Below are 16536 nucleotides of genomic sequence, written 5' to 3' on the forward strand. Positions count from 1 at the left end.
CAGCTCAAATTAAATAAAAAATCGCCTACAAATCTATTACTTGCCCTAATACACTAATAATCTTAAAAACAACAAACATAACTCTTGCTTTTATTTTAGTTACTAAAAAAACTTAGCTCTTTTTTTCATAATGTACTACCAAACTATAGAGAAGCAAACGTTTGCGCTTAATAATATCGCCAATATAAGCATACAATATTTATCACCCTTCAAAAAAGGCTTAAATGGTAAGCACTCCATCCATTATATACAATTTAAAGCAAACGTTTGCGCTGCATTCGCGGTTTGATCTTGACTTTTATGGTTATAGTTTAGTAATAATCATTTTACTAAAAAGTATTATTAATGAACCTAAGAATAACTTCTAGCCCTCCCTAATCTGGTTAATGCTCCTCAACAGATAACAAAACAGTAACTAATCTAACCTAAAAAACATGAAGAAAATTCTTTTAATGATTTCCTTTATTGCGTGTATTTTCGTGGTAAAGGCACAAAACCGTACTATTTCTGGTACGGTAACCGACAGTAAAAAACTCCCGCTTCCCGGAATTACCGTAACCGTGCTAGGCACAAAAACTGCCGTACAAACAGATGCAAACGGAAAATATGCTATTAGCGCTGATGATAAGAGTACCCTGGAGTTTAAAGCCTTAGGTTTTACCACACAAACCATTAAAGTGGGCACAAATACTGCTGTAAATGTTTCTTTAGTAGATCAATCTACTGAGTTAGACGCCGTAACCGTTGTGGGTTATACCACAAAGAAGAAATCAGAAATTTCGAGTGCAGTAACTACCGTAAGTGGCTCGCAGCTTAATGATGTAACTTCTGTAAACCTCGGCAACTTGCTACAAGGTAAAGCGCCTGGTGTGGTGGCGAGTTCTGCTTCTGGCGACCCTACTTCTGGCTCGAATGTAGTGGTACGTGGCGTAGGTAGCATTAATGCCGGTACCGGGCCACTAATTGTAGTTGATGGAAACATTGGTGGTACGTATAACCCGGCTGATGTGGATAACATTACCATATTGAGAGATGCCGCAGCGACAGGTTTATACGGATCGAGAGCTGCCAATGGGGTTATTATTGTAACTACAAAAAAAGGAAAAGCAGGAGAAACCAGATTCAGTCTGAACGCTACCATTGGTATCGCAAAGGCCACAACTGGTAACTTTAAGCTAATGGATGCCCAACAACTTTACGATTACCAAAAATCTTTCTTTACTACTCCGCCAGCTACTTCGGTACTCAATACCAATACCAATTGGTGGAATGAGGCTTTTAGAACAGCAATGGTAAATAACCACACGTTAACCGCATCAGGAGGGAGTGAGAAAACGCAATTTTATATCTCAGGCAACTATTTTAAAGAAGAAGGAACTTTAATCAACAACGATAAAACCCAATATAGTTTAAGGGCTAACCTAACTTCACAGTTGACAAAAAAACTAAAATTAACGGCCTTATTAAGCGGAATTGTAATTAATGATAATTATAATCCTGAAAGTGCCGTTTACCAGGCTTATTTAAATATGCCATACGATCCTGCTTTTAATGCAGATGGCAGCCCTACTGACCCACGGAGTATTCCTTCCTGGAAAGGTAGAGACCGCTCGAACTTTTTACAGAGCTTGCAATACAATTACTCAAAAGCAAGAAGTTATACCACAACGGGTGATGTAAACCTGGATTATGACTTACTCAAAAACCTAACGGTTTCTAGTTATAACAGGGCCACAATTGCCAATGGCAGATCGAATAGTTATTATGACAGAAGAAGTCAGAGTGGGGCAACAAACCTCGGGACAGTATCATTAGGCAATACTTTCTCTACTACACTTTTATCATCGAACAGAATTAAGTACAATGTAAATTTAGGTAGCCATAACCTGAGCGTTTTAGGTGTTGCAGAGATAGAAGGTTATAAATATGATGAAAGCGGAATTACTGCTAAAGGTTTGCCAGCCGGACTGGATGCCATAAATACAGCAACTGAAATCACCAATAAACCCACAGGCAGATATGATCAGTATCAAAATATAAAATACCTTGCCCAGGCAGACTATAGTTATCAAAGCAAGTATTACTTAGTAGCTTCAATTGTAAATGAATACTCCTCGCGGTTTGGGAAAAACAATCCTGCCGCAACTTTTTATCAGGCAGGCGCATCATGGATTCTTTCTAATGAAGATTTTCTAAAAAGCAATACCACACTTACCTTTCTAAAATTACGCGCCAGTTTTGGTACTACTGGTAATCAACGTTTTACCACGAACGATAGTCCTGATGGTTTTTATCAATCGTTGGGATTGTATAATTTAAATGCCGGAGCTTCATATAATGGTCAAACGGGTGCCTTCCCTACCCAAATTGCCAACCCTGATTTGACCTGGGAAAAATCGAGAGCCTACAATTTAGGCCTTGATTTTGGTTTATTTAAACGTATCGACATTACTATTGATGCCTACGACAAACGTAACGCTGATCTGTTATTCGCTGTGCCACTTCCTGCAACAGTTGGTTATCAGATTGTTAGAAGAAATGTTGGTGCAGTAAGAAACAGAGGTCTTGAATTAACCATCAATTCAAAAAATATCCAGCAAAAAGACTTTAGTTGGGAAACCAGCTTTAATATGTCTTTTAACCGCAACAAAGTTATGGAGTTAAATCAGGGCCTGTTGGTGGTAAACACCAGTACTCAACCCATAGCTTTAGGCCATGATATGGATGAATGGTACATGCAAAAATGGGCGGGCGTAAATCCGGCTGATGGCAAACCGCTTTGGGAAAAATTAGATGATCCTACCGGTGTAACCAGCACTTACAACCAGGCTACCAGACAATATACAGGCAAATCATCGGCACCAAAATTTAGTGGCGGATTAACCAATACACTGGAATATAAAAACTTTACCCTTTCGGCTTTCTTAAATTTTGTATATGGCAACTGGGTGTATAACGATAGCCGTTTCTATTTCGATAACGACGGCGTGTACGAAAGTTATAATCAACAAGTATTACCTAAAGGATCAGTGCGATGGACAACCCCTGGGCAAACCGATGCAACCCATCCACAAGCTAAATTTGGTGGCAATCTTCAATCGCACCAAACCTCTACCCGCTTTTTAGAAGATGGAAGTTATTTAAGATTGAGAAATGTAACTGTAGGGTACAATTTACCTACCAACTGGTTAAAAAAAGCCTCAATAAATGCAGCCCGCTTATATGTGAGCGGCGACAACCTATTTACTGCGACCAAGTTTTCAGGTGTAGATCCTGAGGTTGATTTAACAGGAGGTATATCGTCTTTCAGATATCCAACCAGCAGAAGATTTGTTTTTGGCGTTAACCTAACATTCTAACAATTAATAAGATTACCATGAAAATATATCATAATCACATCATAAAAATCGCCATTGCAGCTAGTGTTATTCTTACCGCATCTGCATGTCGTAAAACTTTCTTTCCATCTGATAAAGCAGACGATATTGATCTCTTAGCTACAATTGAGGGTAAACGAACAGCTACATTAGGTAATTATGCTACCCTAAAATCATTAAATTACGAAAACAACTACCATTGGCTTGCCGAGCTCCCCTCTGATGAAGTAGCCCAAGGGCAGAACTCATCAAGCGATGTAACCAATTTATATAAATATACTCACCTGGTAAATTCTGCCAATGCAACTGCTTATTTTCAGCAAGCCTATTATGTTGCATCTGCAACAAATAAAATTATTAAGCTTATTCCAGATGGTTCATCTGCAGATTTACTGCAGATTAAAGGAGAAAACCTATTCATAAGAGCAATGTTACATTTTAACCTGGTACGCATGTTCGGAAGGCCTTATGTACAGAACCCTACCGCCAATGCTGGAGTTCCAATTTTGAGCGAAACAGTAAGTGAAACTGACGCTGCAATAATCAAAAGAAGTACAGTAGCCCAGGTTTACGATTTTGTAATTGCTGATCTATTAAAAGCTGCGCAATGTATTACCGTGGAGAAAAGCAATAGCTTTGCTACAAAACTGGCTGCTTATGCACTCCTCTCAAGAGTTTATCTTTACATGGATAATAATGCCAAGTCGATAGAATATGCCAATTTGGTTATCAGTTCGAACAAATATCAATTGATGCAGGATGCCGCCTATCAAACCTATTTTAGAGGCGATCCGGAAAAAAATACCGAAAATATCTTTGCCATCAAACACACCAAAACCGAGAACTACGATTATTCAGCAATTGGCTCTTTATACTATAGCGGCGATGCCAATGGTAATGCCTTAGGCCAGGGAGAAAGCGGATGGGGAGAAATATATGCTTCGGTAAAGTATTATAATTTCCTTAATAAATATCCTCAGGATAAAAGAAAAAGCTTTATTTCACCTTTAATCGTAAATGGCGTACAGCAGTTAAATACAAAACTAACCCCTGCTGCACCTATTTATTATGTAAATAAAAATAACCTACAAGAAGGCGTGATTAATTTAACATCACCTGTTTACCTCCGTTTAGCAGAAATGTACCTAAACAGAGCGGAGGCCAATGCCAAGCTGAACCATACTCAACTGGCTTTAGATGATGTGAATGTAATTAGAACCCGTGCAGGAATTCCAGTTTATACCTTGACAGATGTTACGCCAACACACAGCATTTTAGATATTGTACTGGAAGAAAGATGGTTAGAACTGGCTTTTGAAGGTCAACGTGCTTACGACCTGTTTAGAAATAACCGCCCCGTGGTAAGAGATTACCCAGGTACACACTCTACCATTAATGGCTCAGTTAATCAAACCATTAACCCTACTGATGCGCGGGTAATTTATTTTATCCCACAAACCGAAAGAGATAAAAATCCTAATTTATCTCAAAACCCATAATAAAAGACAAATTTCCTATTACCAAAAAGCAAAAGCCTTTCAATCCTGAAAGGCTTTTGCTTTAACTAATGTTTACGGTATCTACTAAGAATTATCCGCTAGCTAAATGTAAAACTTTTGTATTGCGTTACCCAACAAGATATATTTTATGAACGAATTATGATAATTACATTAAAACAAAATTAGAATTGGGATTATTGGTTGATTAGTTCATTTGTCATTGGTTCATTAGTTACCATGGTGTAGAAAACCATTCCGTGTTAATCCGTGGCTAAAAGTTTATTAAAGTATAATCATAAAGCACTTTGTAATGGGCTTGTTGTTCTTATCTTTGTGAGCAATTTTGGCGTTGCCATTGTTTGGTTGGATAAGACAGTCTGTAAGAAAAACTGTTAACCTTCCTTTAATATCAATCTTAGCATTAAACTACTTTAAAAACAACACATTATAATGTCAGACGAGAAAATAATCTTTTCAATGGCAGGTGTAAACAAAATTTACCCTCCACAAAAACAGGTTTTAAAAAATATTTACCTTTCTTTCTTTTACGGTGCCAAAATCGGCGTTATTGGCTTAAACGGCTCTGGTAAGTCATCTCTTTTAAAAATCATTGCCGGTTTAGATAAATCTTACCAAGGTGAAGTGGTTTTCTCACCAGGTTATTCAGTGGGTTATTTAGCGCAGGAGCCGATCTTAGATCCTGAAAAAACCGTGCGCGAAGTGGTTGAAGAAGGCGTTGCCGAAGTAACTGCTATTTTAAAAGAGTATGAAGAAGTAAACGAAGCTTTCGGATTAGAGGAAAATTACTCTGATCCTGATGCCATGGATAAACTGATGGCCAGACAAGGCGAGCTTCAGGATAAAATTGATGCATTAGGTGCCTGGGAAATTGATTCGAAATTAGAAAGGGCTATGGATGCCTTGCGTTGTCCTGATCCTGACACTAAAATCGGTGTATTATCAGGCGGTGAGCGCCGTCGTGTGGCCATGTGCCGTTTATTGCTTCAACACCCTGATGTATTATTATTGGATGAGCCTACCAACCACTTGGATGCAGAAAGTATCGATTGGTTAGAGCAGTTCTTGCAAAATTACGAAGGAACCGTTATTGCAGTTACCCACGATAGGTATTTCTTAGATAACGTAGCCGGATGGATTTTAGAATTAGATCGCGGTGAGGGTATTCCATGGAAAGGAAACTACAGCAGCTGGTTAGATCAAAAAGCGAAACGTTTATCACAGGAAGAGAAAACAGAAAGCAAACGCCAGAAAACATTAGAACGCGAGTTAGAATGGGTACGTATGGCACCAAAAGCACGTCATGCAAAGTCTAAGGCACGTTTAGCCAACTACGATAAGTTAGCTTCAGAAGATGGCAGAGAAAGAGAAGATAAACTGGAACTTTTCATCCCTGCCGGGCCTCGTTTGGGTAATGTGGTAATTGAAGCAACGAATGTTACCAAAGCTTATGGAGATAAGGTATTGTTCGATAACTTAAACTTCTCCCTTCCGCCGGCAGGCATTGTGGGTATTATTGGTCCCAATGGTGCAGGTAAAACTACTTTGTTCCGTTTAATTACTGGTCAGGAAGAAGCAGATGCTGGTACTTTCCGTGTAGGCGAAACCGTTGAGTTGGGTTATGTAGATCAGATGCATAATGATTTAGATGCCGATAAAACCGTTTACGAAAACATTACCGATGGATTGGACAATATCCAATTGGGTACTAAAGCCGTTAACGGACGTGCCTACGTTTCAAAGTTCAACTTTAATGGTGGCGATCAACAGAAAAAAGTAGGCATCCTATCAGGAGGTGAGCGTAACCGTGTACACTTGGCCATTACCTTGAAAAAGGGAGCCAATGTATTGCTACTGGATGAGCCAACCAACGATATTGACGTAAACACTTTACGTGCACTGGAAGAAGCCTTAGAAAACTTTGGTGGTTGTGCCGTAGTAATCAGTCACGATAGGTGGTTCTTAGATAGGATCTGTACGCACATCCTTGCTTTCGAAGGTAATTCTGAAGTTTATTTCTTCGAAGGAAACTATTCGGATTATGAAGAAAACCGCAAGAAACGTTTGGGTGATGTTACCCCAAAACGCATCAGATATAAAAAATTAAATTAATACAAAGTCCCGATGAAAATCGGGACTTTTTTTGTTTTGAGAAGTGCAATTTGAAATGTCATAATGTTATTCTTTAAACCTGTCACGTTGAGCCTGTCGAAACGCTTACAATAAATCGATGTAGATCCTTCGACAGGCTCAGGATGACAAATTTTTCTTGCAACTTATAGAAAGATAAACCTCCTTTCGAGCGGAGTCGAAGTCCAATTTAATCTGCGTTTTTATCTTTTAAAATCTGCGGGAAAACTATCGCCCGTTTTTATTTCCCGCAGATTCCGCAGAAAAGGACTGTATATCGGATCAAGAAATTTTTAAACCTTTTCAGTAACACAGTTCAAAGATCTCTCCTCCGAAGGAGTTCCTTTGGAACATTCCGCGTTGCTCCGGTCGAGATGACGATTTTTCGGTCGGAGCCTGCAATGGTAGCGTACTCGGAAGGGCTTTATCAGTTAATGCCAGTTTTTTAAGGCTCTTTTGATTGCTGCATCTGTTACTTCTTCCATTATTTTATAACCTGCAAGGTTAGGGTGAACGCCGTCAACCGTTAGTTCGGCACGCTGTCCTTTTCGTTCATCTACCAGTGGTGTCCAATAATCTAAAATGGTATAATTTCTTTCTCTGGCGTAGGCCACAATCTTTTCATTTAAGTTCACAATGGAATCGGCAGCTTTAATGCCCTTATTCCATGGATATTCGTAAACAGGCAGGTATTTACAGAGTATCACTTTAATGTGATGCAGCCTCGCCAGTTCTGCCATCGATTTAATGTTATCCATAATTTTATCGTTGGTAACATGGCCTGTATTGCCGGCTATATCGTTGCTCCCCGCCAAAATGATCACTACCTTTGGTTTAAGGTTAATTACATCCTGCCGGAAACGGATGAGCAGTTGTGGCGAAATCTGTCCACTTATCCCCCTATCCAAGTAAGGTTTATCCTTAAAAAATTCAGGGTCTTTTTGCTTCCAGAATTCGAATATCGAACTCCCTAAAAAAACAACTCTTTTTTCTTTTCTGGTAGGTGGCGGTAAAAGTCCGTTTTCTTTCTGGTACTTGCTCAACGCAGCCCAATCATCGGCGAAATTCTCTTTTTCTGGTTTATTACTTAATAAATCTGTTTTCAGCTGTGCAAATGAACTGCTTGCAAAGACCAATAAAAAAAGGATTAGGATTTTACTTTTCATAGGATATTCGATTTGAAACAAAACGCTAAACTAATTAATTCCCGATTAATTAAATTCTACTCCGCTTAAATTTACATTCGTTCTGTTTCTTTTATTGCCAAACTGACTCAGGTTATAACCCAGTGTGGCCTGCACAAAACGGCTGATAAAGCGCGTCCTGTTTTCGGATATGGAATTGTTGCTAATACTGGTGCTAAAAAGTGAGCCTTGATTAAACAGGTCGTTCGCCTGGATAGAAAAAAGGAGTTTATTATCCTTTAAGAAAGAAGTGTTTAATCCCATGTTCACTAATAATGGATTACCAGCATATAGGTTATAACCAAAATTTAAGCTTTTAGATGCCGATGCATTTACCCTAAAACGTTTATTTGGAATCCAACTGGCACTGCCATTTAAAGCCAGAACCTGAATATTCTTAATGTTCTGGTTCATTACAGAATAAGTGTTTGAACTAAAACTATACGATACACTGCTATTGAAGGAATATTTTTTTTCATTCAGGTTAAACCTAAAAGCATTCGAAACGTTAATTCCACCACTCCGGTTTAATACATTCTCGGTATAAAAAACATTGCGGCTATAAGCAATATTTCCATTAACGGAAAGCGACAGTTTGTTGGTTAACAACCTCTTATTGAAGGAATAATTACCACCTATATTATAAACATCATTTACATTCTCGTAGGTGGTTTGTTGTTTTAAGCTGTTTAGCGTATCTCTCAGAAAAACCGTATTGCTTACTACACTGTTAAAAGCAAAGGTTCCTGATAAACCTGCCATAATACTCAATCCCGATTTGAGGTCAAATTGATTATAACTAAAATCAGCAGTGTGACTCGAAGTTGCTTTCAGATCTGGATTACCGATAATCAGATTCTGTACATCGTTATTGTTTCTAACGGGTTGTAGTTTATTAAAATCTGGCGAACTGGTGTAACCATTATAGCCAAAACTTAAATTCCCGTTGTCTTTAATCTGATAACTTAAATTGGCCGATGGCGAAAAGTTTAACTGATAGTTTTTTAGCTCCTGCCCTGTGTTCTGGTATTTACCGATAATAATACTGGGCGAAAAATTGAGCCCCAAATTATAACTGATCCGCTTTGCGTTGGTATTAAAACCGATACCAAAATTCTGATTGATAAAATTAGACACATAATCCTGCCCCAGCGAATCGACCACAAAACTGTTTCCCAGCGGATTGGTAACCGTTGTGGTTTGTAAATTGCGGCTCCTGCTAACTGAAAAACGGTAAGACAGGTTAATAAAACTATACCCTGTACTGTCGTTTGGCTTTTTTAATGAATTGGAAAATTGGAAATTGCCCCCAAAATTGGAGTTCGAAGTATTATTATCAACCAATCTGTTCAGTAAAGAATCTTTAACCAGGACGTTGGTGGTTTCGTTGTAGTACCTGATAATATCATTAATTGTACTGTTTGAGTTTCCTTCGCTTGTGCCGAAATTAAATCCCATAGATAACGACCGCTTATTATTAGCCAACCGCCTAGACCAATTGATACTTCCATTAACATTGGGATTACTGTTCTGTGAACCTGAATTAGACAGTAGATCCTGTTTGATAAAACCTGTTTTATTTGAAGTAGAAAACGCATCGTTACGGGTATTGGCCAAAGCCCCAGTCAGGGAAATATTAAAATAATTCTTTTTCGTGGCTCCGTTTAAGCCAAGATTGATGTTATTGTTTAGCGATCTGGAATTATTGGCACTTTCTCTTAAATCGAATATTGTTCCCTGCGGGTTAAACGTTTCGAGGTAATTACTCTGAATAGATTTATTAATTCCATTACTAAAATGATAGCCGCCATTAAAGCTAAATTCCTTCGAAATTTTGTCTCTGATATTACCATTTAAACCTCCATTGTTCATTTTGGTAAACTCATTATTCGTGATACCATAACGGCTTCCAAAACCAATTTGCTTCGTTTTTTTCCAGATACTACCATTACCGCCTAAATTATGTGCATTATTGGTGGCAGAACTCATATTCACGCCGCCAAAAACACCTTTGTCCATGCCAGGCTTAGTAACCAGGTTCAACATTTTTTGTGGCGTACCCACTTTAATGCCTGTAAAATTGGCTTCATCACCATAATCCTCAATTACCTGTAGTTTAGCAATAATATCGGCGGGCAACTGCCTGATGTAATCTTCTACGTTACTGGTAAAAAAATCTTCGCCATTTACCCGCAGCTTGGTCATCTTTTTGCCCATGGCGGTAACAGCGCCTTTTTCGTCAACCTCAATGCCTTGAAGCTGTTTTAACAGATCTTCCACTTTATCATTTTCTCTTACGGTATAGGCAGCAGCGTTATACTCAATCGTATCTTTCTTGATCTTAATGGGGTCTACCTTTACTTTAACCTCCACATCTTCGAGACGGATCGTTTCCATCTTGAGCATAATGGGTTCTAAAACAGAGTTTTTTTTCGAAGATTCGATTTCGTAGATAGAAGCAAACGGCTTGTAGCCCAATGCCGTAATGGTAAGGTAGAATTTATTTCGGGTTACTTTTGCGAATGCGAAGTTTCCCTTCACATCTGAATTTGAGCGGAGCGTATCTTTATCGGTAATCAATCGGATGCTTACGCCCTCAACAGGTTTCTTCAAAGAATCGATTACACTACCACTTATTTTAAACTGAGACTGAGCGAGAGCGTTAAAGGAAAGTGTGATCAGTATAAAAAATATTAAAAAGCATAAATTATTGCTTTTTTTCATCCCTCGGACCTCTTTTGTAAATCACAAGACCATTTAAAAAATTACGCAGAATCTGATCGCCGCAAGGTTTAAAATTCTCATGGTCTTCATTTCTGAAAATATCGCCCAGTTCTGCCTTGGTTACTTTAAATCCAACCAGGTCGCAAATGGTTATAATATCCTCTGTTTTTAATGATAGGGCTACTCTTAGTTTTTTTAATATATCGTTGTTGCTCATTTTTAATGTTTGAAATTAGAGAATGTCTGAATTAGTGAGTGATTGAGTTAGCGGATTATAGCGCGATTAAATTAGAAAATTTATGAATGAGTATATTGAACGATTGAGCTATTGAATAAACGGTTAAATAAATAAATTATTGAATGACTATAAAAATAAATCTAGAACTTTAATCCCTGTTTTTCCAATGAACCAATGAACCAATGAACCAATGAACCAATGAACCAATGAACCAATGAACCAATGAACCAATGAACCAATGAACTAACTCGCTACTTCTAATTTAAGTTTTTTTCCTTTAATTTTTTCGCCGCTTAATGCTTTCAATAATTGATCTACTTTGCTTCTTTTAACCGCCACATAACTGGTGGTATCTTTAACTTCGATCAGGCCAAGGTCTTCTTTTGTTAAATTACCTTTCTGCAAAAATAAACCTACAATATCAATTTTGTTAATTTTATCCTTCTTGCCATGTGCAATGTATAAAGTTACCCAATCGCTGGCTTCTGGTAATTTATACTTTTCGGATAAAACTTCCTCTTCAATATCTTCCGGTAAATACTTATAGTGTTCTTCTGAAGTTAAAATGGCATAGGCCGTTCCTTTTGCATGCATCCTTGCCGTTCTGCCATTGCGATGGATATAGGCATCTTCGGTATAAGGCAATTGATAATGTACAATATGTTCCACCTCAGGAATATCCAGACCACGGGCAGCCAGATCTGTTGTGATTAAAATCCGATGGCTACCATTTCTAAATTTAAGTAATGCCTTTTCACGATCGAACTGCTCCATCCCACCATGAAAAACATCATGACCTAGACCATTTTCGAAAAGTAAATCACTTATCCGATCTACCGTTTCCCTGTGGTTACAGAAAACCAATGTATTTTTACTGCCTATTTTACTCAGTAATCTGAAGAGGTAATCTAACTTATCGGCAGCAGGTGCTGTTATTTTTTTGAGCTTTAGATCTGGTTTTGCTTCGATATTTTTTGAAAAATCGACTTCAACCGGCACATTTAACTTTACAAAAGCCGGAACTTCTTCCATTTTGGTAGCAGAAGTAAGTATACGCTGTTTTAACGAAAGCAGTGAGCCAATGATATAAGACATGTCTTGCTCAAAGCCAAACTCCAGTGCTTTATCAAATTCATCTAAAACTAAGGTTTCGATAAAAGATTCGTCAAAGTTTTGATGCTCTAGATGGTAAGCTATCCTACCAGGTGTTCCGATCAGGACGGCAGGTGGATGTGCAAGATTATTCTTTTCTATCCGTACGGCATGACCACCGTAACAGCAGTTTACTTTGAATGAAGTACCCATTTGTTTAAAAACCTGCTCTATCTGTAAGGCGAGCTCTCTCGAAGGAACTAAAACCAAGGCCTGCACCCCTTTTACTCCGGTTTTTAGATTAGAAAGTAATGGCAATAAAAAGGCTAGCGTTTTCCCCGAACCCGTTGGCGCAATCAATATTACATCTTTACCAGTCTTGGCTGCTTTTACAGAAGACTCCTGCATCTCATTAAGTGCAGTAATATTTAATTTTTTTAAGGCATTTTCTATCATTCCGCTATAAAGGTAATCATTTCTCTTTACGCCCAGAACTACAGCCTTAGTTACGGTTTGAAAAATCTTTCCCTCAGTTTCCGCAGCGTAGAAAAATTTAATCTTTTCTCGAGCAACATTAACATGTTACCACGTTTAGACATTGATGATAGCACTTTTTCGTTAACGGCATCAACCGAAGATAAGATCTTGTCTGTCAGTTCATCTGCAAATTTATTCGCTCTGCTATTTTGCAATAACTGGAGCTCTTGAATTAATTCTGCTCTCATAATTAAGAATTTTTAATGAATGTACAAATATTAACGGACCGAATAATAATTTGTTTCAACAAATAATAAGTTCATCTAAACTATTATCACTAACTTGTTGATAACTAACTTTTTGTTAGCAAATAAACAACCTAACCTTAACACATATTTAATTTTTAGCACTTATTTTTATAAAAACCTGATTACCATTCGTCCCAAAGGGATTCCTTTGGAATTAACCTCAAAAAATACAAATGTATGACGTGGAAAAAATTTAGTGGTGAAATTATTCAATCTTCAATCCTCGAAGAAGTAGAAAACGCGATTATCAGAGAAAGCCAAAACGGCTTTAAGCTTAAAGTTTGCATCGGTACCGATTCGCAGGTAAAAGGCGCAGTAACCGATTTTGCAACCGTAATTGTGCTGTTAAGAGAACATCATGGCGGTTTTATGTACATCCATCAGGAAAAAAGCACACAACAGGTAAGCATTAAAGAAAGAATGTTAATGGAAGTGCAAAAATCAATCGAAACTGCCTATTCTATTTGTGATTTACTTGATATTTACGACGTGGCTTTAGAAGTACATGCCGATATCAACACCAGTCCGTCGTTTAAATCGAACAAAGCACTTAACGATGCCATGGGATATATTTTAAGCATGGGCTTTATTTTTAAGGCTAAACCGGAAGCATTTGCCAGTTCTACCTGTGCCGATAAAATGGTGCATTAGGTAGTCTGTCGGAAAGTCTGGAGCGAGAGGTCCGAAGCCGGTTACCGTCATTTCGAGGGTTAATTAATTGTTTAAAATCAACATGAGTGACGTATAATTAATTTCTTTGCCATACACCACGGTCTCGCCTCGGCTCACCGCCGCCGAAGGGCTCTTTCTTTTTGGCATCAAAAAGAAACAAAAAATGCCGGCTGAAAATTTTTCTTTCGAAGCTAGTGGGTTGGCTTGAGGAGTACGGCCCGAAAAATTTGCTAGGCCGGTTTAAGCAGAACGGGGATAAAGTGCTGCGGCCTAGTTGGGCGGAAATACAAAATCTGTTAAGAGGTTGATTAATAATACCTTGTAAAATAACATCAATGGTAGCACAGCCGAGAACCACGAAGTGCTCAGCGAAGCCAAATCTGTAAGTCATGTTGATGATCAATATTCTTAATGGATCCCTTCCATTGTGTTTCATTCGGGATGACAGAATTCGTTGCGCCCCAAAGCTATGATCGCCGTGCCTTCTCTTCGTGAACTTTGTGGTAAAAAAGATGTAAAATGGATTAGCACACCCAACTCTGCGATCTCTGCGCCTTCATTCTGCGAACTTTGCGGTTAAACCTAAATATCTCCAACAAAACCCCATCTTTGTTGTTGTGCTTTAAAACAAAAACTTGAAAACGTATAGATTAGAATTTACCCAAAAACTCCCTGTTGATCTGGATATCGCCTGGGACTTTTTTTCTTCGCCAATAAACCTGGCCGAAATCACCCCAAAGAATATGACCTTTGATGTAACCTCACCAAACATCGTCAATACTAAAATGTACCCTGGCCTGATTATCACCTATAAGGTTGCCCCATTGTTTGGCATTAAGTTAAACTGGGTAACGGAGATAACACATGTTATGGATAAGGAGTATTTTATCGACGAGCAACGGTTTGGTCCATTTGCTTTCTGGCACCACCAGCACCATTTCGAAAAAATAGATGGCGGTGTATTAATGCACGATACTTTACACTATGCCATTGGCTGGGGACCAATCGGTATTATTGTAAATACCATGGTAGTGAACAACAAAATCAACGAAATTTTTAAGTTCCGTTACCAAAAGGTTGAGGAATTATTTTCCATGCGCTAATTACCACTTTTTCGTTGAAATGGTTTCAGCTTTCTTTTTGGCTTTTTCAACCCTATTGGTTGCTAAATATTTCTTAAAATCATCGCCGAATTTTTCTATCTTATTATAAGCGCTATTTAAAATGTCTTTCCATGCGCCCGCACTCAATTTGCCAGGTGTACGCTCTAATGGTACGCCAATTTTAGTAGTCGCTACAAAATTCCCATAGCGGTCTCTCTGGTATGGGATAAACAGCATATCGGTTAACCAAAACCTATATTTGCCATTACGCGCCTCAAAAACGAAATTATAACTTACTTCCCCGCTTGGATGGCCAGCTACCAAGATTGTTTTATCAATTATCAAAGTTCCTTTAGCCAAAACAGAAGAATCGGTAGCACTTTCTTGCCTCATCGATTTTTTATAAGCCACATTAACAAAAGATTTAGCCCTTTGCAACAAGGTATCTTTACTTATCATTTGCGAATCTACCACCTGATAATAAATGAATTTACCATTATCATCTTTCGAAAACTGTTTTTGCTGCGCAGATAATTGAATTGAAAAAAGAACAAGAATAATAAAAAGAAGATGTTTCATTTGAAATCGGTTAACAGGCAAATGTAATGATTTAAAGGTATGAAAAAGCCGTCCCTATTTACATCGGGACGGCTTAATATTAACAATTTTATTTCCTTAAAAAGCGTAAACTGCTGCCAAAGAGAACTGGCCACCATTTGGTGCCGCAGCGCCACCTTCTTTAAAGAAAGGTTTATCACTGTTATGGTCTAATCTTACTTCTGGGATAAATGTTAAACCACCAGATTTAATATTTGCGGTAAGTGTTACTGCAGTAAAAGCAGTAGCCGGAACTGCACCCGCGGCTTTAAATTTAAAGTACTCACCTCTTAAACCTAAAGTTACTGCATCCAATACAGCAAATTGAGGGTATAACGCTGCACCTGCGTAACTTCCCGGTACCGAACTGTCTTTGATATCATAATTGGCTGCATTTAAACCCAATTTAAATTTCTCTGTAATTTGATATGAAGTGGTTAAATCGATAATGGTTCCGTACCCGCCAAAACCAGCACCAGATAAAGCATTGATGTAAGCAGTCCAACCTTCAACAGGAGCAACCATTAACTGGCCACCGATAGCCGAAACACCTCTCGAAGCGGAATAAACGTTCCAATCGTTAAATAAACCAGCCATTAAACTTACTTTATCGCTGAATTTATAAGTGGCTTTAATTCCAGCATTTTGGAAGGGGCCATTGGTAAACAGGTATGAAGTAGAATAGTTAAAGTTTCCAACCGGTGAGATTACCTCATACCCAATGAATGTACCCATGTAACCTGCTGTCATACTAAACTGATCAGTAAAATCGTAGTTAACATATAAGTTTTGAATATTAAAAGACGAACCTCCGGCTGCAGCATCAGGAATAGATTGCGATTGTCCTCTAGGGCCAAAAGAAAGCTCCCCAACAAATGACGCTTTACCTGTTTTTTTCTTCAAGGCGATATCGATCATACCTAACGATACCGAGTTGTGATCAGTTACAAAAGATGTTTTTCCGTTTAATGGATTTTTAGCAAAATCATATTTAAAATACGTATCTACCGACCCTGAAATTTCAAGTGGTGATGTAGCGGTCTCTTGAGCCAGGGCACACGTAGTGCTGGCCATTGCAAAAATAGCGGTTAAAAGTTTCTTCATGTTTGAGCTTATT

The 16536-nt window shown here is 38.3% G+C and carries 12 protein-coding genes; 5 read left to right on the forward strand and 7 right to left on the reverse strand.

Annotated features, from left to right (window positions below; all coding sequences use genetic code 11):
- Nucleotides 1-434 precede the first annotated feature (434 nt).
- From LQ201_RS24820 to ettA, 3 genes are all read left to right on the forward strand, one after another.
- Nucleotides 435-3359: a TonB-dependent receptor gene (locus tag LQ201_RS24820; protein ID WP_230146541.1), complete on the forward strand. Its 2925-nt coding sequence runs from the start codon at nucleotides 435-437 to the stop codon at nucleotides 3357-3359.
- Between the two features lie 17 nt (nucleotides 3360-3376).
- A complete protein-coding gene (locus LQ201_RS24825) occupies nucleotides 3377-4876 on the forward strand; it encodes a RagB/SusD family nutrient uptake outer membrane protein (protein WP_230146542.1) in 1500 nt (499 codons plus the stop codon).
- Between the two features lie 450 nt (nucleotides 4877-5326).
- The gene (ettA, locus tag LQ201_RS24830; RefSeq protein ID WP_057932811.1) at nucleotides 5327-7006 is read left to right on the forward strand and encodes an energy-dependent translational throttle protein EttA; all 1680 of its coding nucleotides are present in this window, start codon (nucleotides 5327-5329) and stop codon (nucleotides 7004-7006) included.
- Nucleotides 7007-7455: 449 nt separating this feature from the next.
- Here the strand turns inward: ettA and LQ201_RS24835 are convergent, their stop codons facing one another.
- The 5 genes from LQ201_RS24835 to LQ201_RS24855 all read right to left on the reverse strand — a co-directional run bounded on the left by LQ201_RS24835 (nucleotide 7456) and on the right by LQ201_RS24855 (nucleotide 12987).
- On the reverse strand, nucleotides 7456-8190 hold the full coding sequence (locus LQ201_RS24835; protein ID WP_230146543.1) for an SGNH/GDSL hydrolase family protein: 735 nt from the start codon (nucleotides 8188-8190) through the stop codon (nucleotides 7456-7458).
- Between the two features lie 45 nt (nucleotides 8191-8235).
- Complete coding sequence (locus tag LQ201_RS24840; RefSeq protein ID WP_230146544.1) at nucleotides 8236-10932, reverse strand: outer membrane beta-barrel protein; 2697 nt, start codon at nucleotides 10930-10932, stop codon at nucleotides 8236-8238.
- Entirely contained in the window at nucleotides 10916-11149 is a 234-nt protein-coding gene (locus LQ201_RS24845) for a DUF1456 family protein (RefSeq protein ID WP_029274124.1), read from the reverse strand. Before LQ201_RS24845 ends, LQ201_RS24840 begins: the two co-directional genes overlap by 17 nt.
- A 264-nt stretch (nucleotides 11150-11413) precedes the next feature.
- A complete protein-coding gene (locus LQ201_RS24850) occupies nucleotides 11414-12718 on the reverse strand; it encodes a DEAD/DEAH box helicase (protein WP_230146545.1) in 1305 nt (434 codons plus the stop codon).
- A 50-nt stretch (nucleotides 12719-12768) separates the two neighbouring features.
- The gene (locus LQ201_RS24855; RefSeq protein ID WP_230146546.1) at nucleotides 12769-12987 is read right to left on the reverse strand and encodes a hypothetical protein; all 219 of its coding nucleotides are present in this window, start codon (nucleotides 12985-12987) and stop codon (nucleotides 12769-12771) included.
- Nucleotides 12988-13224: 237 nt separating this feature from the next.
- On the opposite strand from LQ201_RS24855, the gene LQ201_RS24860 reads away from it, so the two are divergent.
- Both LQ201_RS24860 and LQ201_RS24865 read left to right on the forward strand, forming a co-directional pair.
- Entirely contained in the window at nucleotides 13225-13698 is a 474-nt protein-coding gene (locus tag LQ201_RS24860; protein ID WP_057932807.1) for a ribonuclease H-like YkuK family protein, read from the forward strand.
- A gap of 656 nt (nucleotides 13699-14354) precedes the next feature.
- The gene (locus tag LQ201_RS24865) at nucleotides 14355-14822 is read left to right on the forward strand and encodes an SRPBCC family protein (RefSeq protein WP_230146547.1); all 468 of its coding nucleotides are present in this window, start codon (nucleotides 14355-14357) and stop codon (nucleotides 14820-14822) included.
- Here the strand turns inward: LQ201_RS24865 and LQ201_RS24870 are convergent, their stop codons facing one another.
- Together LQ201_RS24870 and LQ201_RS24875 are read right to left on the reverse strand one after the other, a co-directional pair.
- Nucleotides 14823-15401 carry a DUF4468 domain-containing protein gene (locus tag LQ201_RS24870; RefSeq protein ID WP_230146548.1) on the reverse strand — a complete coding sequence of 193 codons (579 nt, stop codon included), beginning with the start codon at nucleotides 15399-15401 and terminating at the stop codon, nucleotides 14823-14825.
- A gap of 96 nt (nucleotides 15402-15497) precedes the next feature.
- Nucleotides 15498-16523, reverse strand: a complete 1026-nt coding sequence (locus tag LQ201_RS24875; RefSeq protein ID WP_230146549.1) for a porin — start codon at nucleotides 16521-16523, stop codon at nucleotides 15498-15500.
- Nucleotides 16524-16536: the final 13 nt, after the last annotated feature.

Source organism: Pedobacter sp. Bi126, assembly GCF_918698245.1.
Classification (GTDB): Bacteria; Bacteroidota; Bacteroidia; order Sphingobacteriales; family Sphingobacteriaceae; genus Pedobacter.

Excerpts from the sequence above, each read along its gene's own strand:
- LQ201_RS24820 (WP_230146541.1), top strand. The coding sequence starts at position 435 with ATGAAGAAAATTCTTTTAATGATTTCCTTTATTGCGTGTATTTTCGTG.
- LQ201_RS24825 (WP_230146542.1), top strand. The coding sequence starts at position 3,377 with ATGAAAATATATCATAATCACATCATAAAAATCGCCATTGCAGCTAGT.
- ettA (WP_057932811.1), top strand. The coding sequence starts at position 5,327 with ATGTCAGACGAGAAAATAATCTTTTCAATGGCAGGTGTAAACAAAATT.
- LQ201_RS24835 (WP_230146543.1), bottom strand. The coding sequence starts at position 8,190 with ATGAAAAGTAAAATCCTAATCCTTTTTTTATTGGTCTTTGCAAGCAGT.
- LQ201_RS24840 (WP_230146544.1), bottom strand. The coding sequence starts at position 10,932 with ATGAAAAAAAGCAATAATTTATGCTTTTTAATATTTTTTATACTGATC.
- LQ201_RS24845 (WP_029274124.1), bottom strand. The coding sequence starts at position 11,149 with ATGAGCAACAACGATATATTAAAAAAACTAAGAGTAGCCCTATCATTA.
- LQ201_RS24850 (WP_230146545.1), bottom strand. The coding sequence starts at position 12,718 with ATGATAGAAAATGCCTTAAAAAAATTAAATATTACTGCACTTAATGAG.
- LQ201_RS24855 (WP_230146546.1), bottom strand. The coding sequence starts at position 12,987 with ATGAGAGCAGAATTAATTCAAGAGCTCCAGTTATTGCAAAATAGCAGA.
- LQ201_RS24860 (WP_057932807.1), top strand. The coding sequence starts at position 13,225 with ATGACGTGGAAAAAATTTAGTGGTGAAATTATTCAATCTTCAATCCTC.
- LQ201_RS24870 (WP_230146548.1), bottom strand. The coding sequence starts at position 15,401 with ATGAAACATCTTCTTTTTATTATTCTTGTTCTTTTTTCAATTCAATTA.
- LQ201_RS24875 (WP_230146549.1), bottom strand. The coding sequence starts at position 16,523 with ATGAAGAAACTTTTAACCGCTATTTTTGCAATGGCCAGCACTACGTGT.